Annotated in this window: 8 protein-coding genes; 4 read left to right on the top strand and 4 right to left on the bottom strand. The window is 77.7% G+C overall.

Annotated features, from left to right (window positions below; all coding sequences use genetic code 11):
• From E1293_RS43900 to E1293_RS50415, 4 genes are all read left to right on the top strand, one after another.
• On the top strand, positions 1 to 966 hold a 966-nt coding region (locus E1293_RS43900; RefSeq protein WP_132205583.1), incomplete at its 5' end, for a carboxylate-amine ligase.
• 34 nt (positions 967 to 1,000) lie between these two features.
• A complete protein-coding gene (locus E1293_RS43895) occupies positions 1,001 to 2,080 on the top strand; it encodes an iron-containing redox enzyme family protein (protein WP_132205581.1) in 1,080 nt (359 codons plus the stop codon).
• Entirely contained in the window at positions 2,077 to 2,793 is a 717-nt protein-coding gene (locus E1293_RS43890) for a HemK2/MTQ2 family protein methyltransferase (RefSeq protein WP_132205579.1), read from the top strand. The genes E1293_RS43895 and E1293_RS43890 overlap by 4 nt, the downstream gene beginning before the upstream one ends.
• Positions 2,768 to 3,004: a CDGSH iron-sulfur domain-containing protein gene (locus E1293_RS50415; RefSeq protein WP_132205577.1), complete on the top strand. Its 237-nt coding sequence runs from the start codon at positions 2,768 to 2,770 to the stop codon at positions 3,002 to 3,004. Before E1293_RS43890 ends, E1293_RS50415 begins: the two co-directional genes overlap by 26 nt.
• 27 nt (positions 3,005 to 3,031) lie before the next feature.
• On the opposite strand, the gene E1293_RS43880 is transcribed toward E1293_RS50415, so the two are convergent.
• From E1293_RS43880 to E1293_RS43865, 4 genes are all read right to left on the bottom strand, one after another.
• Entirely contained in the window at positions 3,032 to 3,283 is a 252-nt protein-coding gene (locus E1293_RS43880) for a hypothetical protein (RefSeq protein ID WP_132205575.1), read from the bottom strand.
• A 90-nt stretch (positions 3,284 to 3,373) separates the two neighbouring features.
• Positions 3,374 to 4,450: an NAD-dependent epimerase/dehydratase family protein gene (locus tag E1293_RS43875; RefSeq protein ID WP_132205573.1), complete on the bottom strand. Its 1,077-nt coding sequence runs from the start codon at positions 4,448 to 4,450 to the stop codon at positions 3,374 to 3,376.
• 126 nt (positions 4,451 to 4,576) lie between these two features.
• A complete protein-coding gene (locus E1293_RS43870) occupies positions 4,577 to 5,371 on the bottom strand; it encodes a methylated-DNA--[protein]-cysteine S-methyltransferase (protein ID WP_132205571.1) in 795 nt (264 codons plus the stop codon).
• The coding region (locus E1293_RS43865; protein ID WP_132205569.1) for an RNA polymerase sigma factor at positions 5,368 to 5,690 on the bottom strand (323 nt) is incomplete at its 5' end. The genes E1293_RS43865 and E1293_RS43870, both read right to left, overlap by 4 nt.

Here is a 5,690-nt window from a genome sequence, read left to right as displayed (position 1 = left end):
GCGCTGCTGGTGGCGTCGGGGACGCCGGTGCTGGACGGGAGCCCGCCGCCGGTGGCCCGCGGCGACCGGTTCGCCGCGATCGTGGACGCCTACGCGGACGTCGTGGAGGACTACCAGGCGTGCGGCTGCCACGTCCATGTCGGCGTCCCGGACCGGGAGAGCGCGGTCGCGGTGGTCAACCATCTGCGGCCGTGGCTGCCGGTGCTGCTGGCGCTGTCGGTGAACTCCCCGTTCGACCACGGCCGCGCCACCCGGTACGCCGGCCGCCGCATCGTGGACATGGCGCGGTTCCCGGGGGCCGGGGTGCCGCCGTGGTCGGCGTCGGCCGCCGACCACGACGCGCGGGTGGCGGCGCTGGTGGAGTCGGGTGTGCTGGTGGACGCGGCGATGACGTTCTGGCTGGCGCGGCCGTCGCCGCGGTGGCCGACGGTGGAGGTGCGGGCGGCGGACGCGGCGGCGACCACGGACGAGGCGGTGCTGCAGGCCGCGCTGGTGCGGGGCCTGGTCGCCGCCGCGCTGGCCGATCTGGCGGCGGGCCGGGAGGCGCCGCGCGTGGACGGGCAGGTGTGCGCGGCGGCGCTGTGGAACGCCGCCCGGCGCGGCCTGGACGGCGCGCTGGCCGACCCGGTGACGCGGCGGGCCGTCCCGGCGTGGCGGCTGGTCGACGACCTGATCGCCCGCGCCGGCCCGGCGCTGGAGGACGCCGGTGACCTGGACGCGGTGTTCACGCTGGTGGAGGGCGTCCGCCGGGCCGGGACGGGCGCGGACCGGCAGCGCCGCGCCGCGCGCCGTGGCGGGCCCCGCGCGGTGGTCGACATGCTGGCCCGGCAGACCGAGTCCGGCGCCCTGGACGGGCCCGCCCACGGGCCGGATGAGGGGCCGGGGGAGCCGCCTCGCACCGCACCGCGGGAGGAACCGGGCGTATGGGATCCGGGTGAGCGGGTACCGGAGCCCGACACCCCGTGACGTCCCCCCACGACATGCTCACATCGGAGATGCCATGACCGTTCAGCAGGATCCGCGCCCCGTACGGGCGCCGGCCGCCGCCGGCCAGGCGGTGCCGGAACCGCGCGGGCCGCTGTCGCGGGCCGTCGCGGCGGCCCTGGAATCGGGCCCGCCACCCGCGGCGGGCACGCTGCCGGTCGCGGACGCGGCGTCCGCCGACCCCTACGGGGAGGACCTCCAGCTGGCGCTGCACACCTGCTACGAGCTGCACTACCAGGGCTGGGCGGGAGTGGATCCGGACTGGGAGTGGGACCCGGGACTGCTGCACCTGCGCGGCGCGATGGAGGCGGTGTTCCTGGCGGCCCTGCGCCGCGACGTCCCCGGCGGCACCGACGTGGAAGGCACCCTTGAGGAACCGCTGGCCGAGGCGGCGGACGCCCGCGGCGTGTCCCGCCACCTGCGCGACGACGGCGCATGGTGGCAGGTCCGCGAGCACGCGGCGCTGCGGGCGGTCTACCACCTGAAGGAGGCCGACCCGCACGCGTGGGTGATCCCCAGGCTGCGGGGCCGGGCGAAGACCGCGCTGGTGGCGGTGGAGAACGACGAGTTCGGCGGCGGCCGCCCGGAGATGATCCACCAGGGCCTGTACGCCGATCTGCTGGACGACCTGGGCCTCGACCCCACCTACGGCGCGTACGTGGACGCCGCGCCGGCGGTGATGCTGGCGACGGTGAACATGATGTCGCTGTTCGGGCTGCGGCGGTCGCTGCGCGCCGCGCTGGTGGGGCACTTCGCCGCCGCGGAGATCACCACGGCGCCGTCCGCGCGGCGGATCGTGGCGGCCCTGGATCGGCTGGGCGCCGGACCGCGGGCCCGCCTGTTCTACACCGAGCACATCGAGGCCGACGCCGTCCACGAGCAGGTGCTGCGCCACGACGTGATCGGCGGGCTGCTGGCCGACGAGCCGGGCCTGGCGGGCGGAGTGGTCCTGGGCGTGCAGGCGACCGGGCTGCTGGAGGACCGGCTGGGCGCCTACCTGCTGGGGCACTGGGACGCCGGACGCCCGGCGCTGCGCCGCCCCCTCCCGGACGCGCCCGGACCCGCGGCGGGCGGGGGGACCGGAGGCGGGCGATGATCCTGTTCAGGCCGCCGGGCGTGTACCGGCCGCAGTCCGACACCTCCCTGCTGGCGGCCGCGCTGATGCGGGCGCTCACCCAGGCGGGCGCGCCCCCGGGGGCCAGGGTCCTGGAACTCGGCACCGGCACCGGCGCGGTCGCCCTCGAAGCGGCCAGGGCGGGCTGCGACGTCGTCGCGGTCGACGTGTCGGCGCAGGCGGTGCTGGCGGCGCGCCTCAACGCGCTGATGCGGGGCCTGCCGATGCGCGTGCTGCGCGGCGACCTGTTCGCACCGGTGGCGGGCGAGGTGTTCGACGTGATCGTCGCCAACCCCCCGTACGTGGCGGGCGGCGCCGACCCGGCGGCGGTCCGCGGCCGGGCCCGGGCCTGGGAGGCGGGCGCGGACGGCCGCGCGCTGCTGGACCGGATCTGCACGCGCGCGCCGCGGCACCTGGGCCCGGCGGGGACGCTGCTGGTGGTGCACTCCTCGCTGAACGGGGTGGCGGCCACGCTCGTGGCGCTGCGCCGCGCCGGGCTGCGCGCGTCGGTGGTCGCGCGGCACCGCGAGCCGTTCGGGCCGGTGATGCGGAGCCGCGCGGGCTGGCTGGCGGCCCGCGGCGTCCTGGCGGCCGGGCAGCGGCACGAGGACCTGGTGGTGGTCCGCGCGGACCGGACCGAGAACGGCCGGATCGAGGACGGGGAGGGCCATGGCTGCGACCGGCGAGCGGCATGAACCCGGCGGCGGGCCCGCGGCGGGGCGGGACCCGCGGCGCGTGCGCATGGTGCCGGGCGGGCCCATGCTGGTGGAGGGCCCCGTCGAGGTCGTCCTGGAGGACGGCTCGACGGTGGTGTCGGACCGCTGGCTGGTGGCACTGTGCCTCTGCCGCCGCAGCCGCACCTACCCGTTCTGCGACACCAGCCACCGCCGGCGCCGCCGCACCTGACCCCGCGCCCGCCGAGCGGGGGAGGGGTCAGCCGCCGAGGCTCTCCAGCGCGACGTCGAGGCGCTGCGCCAGCGCCTCGATCTGCTCCTCGTTGGCGCCGGTGTCGAGTTCGGCGATGACCGCGTCCCGCGTGGTGATCACCATGGCGTCCTCGGGTCCCTCGCCGCGGCTCGGATCGGCCGGGACGACCGCGGCCCTCCCGGCGACGACGACGAGCGCGGCGCCGCGGTCGGGGGAGGCCAGCAGGGTGTGCAGGTGCTCGGGTGTGATCGTCGGCATCGGGTGACCTCCGCATCGGGGTGCCGTCGTGCGCGTGGGTTGCTCGGCGTGTGTGGGTTGCTCAGGGTTTGCGGGCGCCGCTCGGGGCGGTCAGGGTTTGCGGCCGACGCCGGTGGCGAACTCGCGGGCCCGCAGCGGACCGCCCGTCCCGGGCGCCAGCGGCGGCGTGTCGCGGCCCGCGCCGGTGCGCAGCCCCTCCAGGAACTCGGTGATCGCCTCGCGGGCAGTATGCCGCGGCGTCCACCCGAGCTCGGTGCGGGCCCGCGCGGTGTCCATGAGCGGGATCTGCAGCGCCAGGTCGAACAGGCCGGGCGAGGCGGGCACCAGGTGCAGCCCCCACGCGGCGGCCAGCGCCGCCCGCACCCCGCGCGCGGGCAGCCGGACCGGCCGCGCCCCGAGGATGTCGGCGAGCTCGGCGGGATCCAGGACGGGGTCGGCGGCGATGTTGAACGCGCCGCGGGCATCACCGGTCGCGGCGAGCCGGAACGCCTGCCCGGCGTCGGCCGAGTGCAGGACCTGCAGCCGCAGCCCCGGCAGGTCCGGCACCACCCGGATCAGGTCGGGGCGGGCGAGCCGGCCCGGCAGCAGCGGACCGGCGAACAGCCGCCGCTGCTCGCTCGCGGTCTGCCGCTCGAAGATGAACCCCGGCCGGATCCGCACGACGCGGCAGGACGGGTTGGCGGCCTCGAACACGTCCAGCAGCCGCTCCACATACGCCTTCTCGCGGCTGTAGGCGGCGCCGGGCCACCCGTGGGTGGGCCACGACTCGTCGACCGGGCGGTCCTTGGGGCCGGGGGAGTAGGCGCCGACCGAGGAGGAGTACACCAGCGCCGGCACCCCGGCCCGCGCCGCGGCGTCGAACACGCGGGAGCTGCCGACGACGTTGGCGTCCCACGTCACCGCAGGACGGTGGGTGGGCTGGAACAGCCACGCAAGGTGGATCACCACGTCGGCGCCGCGCAGCAGCGGCACCAGGTCGGTGTCGGTGACGTCGGCCTGCGCCCACTCCAGCTTCCCGGTCCCCGCCGGGTCGGTCTCGCGGCCGGCCCCGGGCCCGGGCTCGCGGCGGGCCAGCCCCGTGACGGCGGTGACGGCCGGGTCCCCGGCGAGCGCGCGGACGGTGGCGGTCCCGATGTTGCCGGTGGCGCCGGTGACGACGACGCGCATGGCGATCTCCCCCTCGTGGGCGGTTCACCGCGGGATCGTCCCCGCAGGTGGACGGCCCCATTCCCGGCCAGCGCCGTTTCATGCCCGCGCCGGGCCGCGCCGCCGGGGTGCGGCGCGGCCCGGCGGTCAGGCGGGCCGCTGGTCGCCGGGCCGGCAGTGCAGGCACGGCCGGTACCCGGCGGCCCGCGCAGCGTCCAGATCACGGAACCCGTGCCGGTGCGCGGGCGCGATCCGCCGCGCGTCCCCGCACGTCGGATAGCACACGATCCCGGTGGTGTCGGACCCGATCAGCCGCACCCCGCGCCGCGCCAGCTCGGCGGCCTCCTCGACGTCGACGTCCTCGGCGCGCAGCAGCCGCTCCTTGGCGCCCGCGCCGAACACGTAGTCGCCGAGCGAACCGTCCGACCGGGTCACCCGGTGGCAGGGGATCAGCAGCGGGACGGGATTGCGGCCGAGCGCCGACCCGACCGCCCGGACCGCCTTGGGCCGCCCCGCCAGCCGCGCCACCCACGCGTACGGGCGGGTCTGCCCGGGCGGGATCTGCGCGGCGGCGCGCAGCACCGCGGCCTCGAAGTCCGACAGGCCGCGCAGGTCCAGCGGCAGCCCGCCGAGCCGCCCGGTGCGCAGCGCCGGGACGAGTCCGGCCGGGGGACGGGCGGCGGGCAGCAGCGGCCGCGCGAACCGGGCCCGGAACTCCGCCGCGAACTCCGGCTCGTCCATCCCGGCGCGCAGGTAGGCGACGCCGTGGTCGGTGAAGGCGACCTGCAGGCCCTCCAGCGGTCCCGGAACGTGGACGCGGCGGGCCGCGATACGGTCCAGCAGCGCGGGCGGCGCGTCGGCGGCCAGCCCCGCCAGCTCCCTGCCCAGGTCACCGTTCAGATCGTCGGCAGTGTCACCGTTCAGCGGGTCGGTGCGGTTCATCGGATTCCCCCTTTCCGCTCGGTGCGGTCTTCGGTGTGGTCTTCGGCGCGGTGTGCGGTGCGGAGTGTGCGCAGGCGGGCCAGCCCGCGGGAGACGTGCGACTTGACCGTCCCCTCCGGCAGATCCAGCACGGCGGCGATCTCCGCGACCGGCAGGTCGGTGACGTGCCGCAGCACCACCGCGGCGCGCTGCATCTCCGGGAGCTCGACCAGCAGCGCGGCCAGCTCCCGGCCCGTCTCGTGCCGCGCCGCGGCGTCCTCGACGCCCTCAGCGGGGTCGGGCGGGTCGGGGGCGTCCTCGATCGGGCCACCGGGCTGCG

It is taken from the genome of Actinomadura darangshiensis, from assembly GCF_004349235.1.
Taxonomy (GTDB): Bacteria; Actinomycetota; Actinomycetes; order Streptosporangiales; family Streptosporangiaceae; genus Spirillospora; species Spirillospora darangshiensis.
Note: the sequence above shows the minus strand (reverse complement) of the source record. Positions and strands in the feature narration are given on the sequence as shown.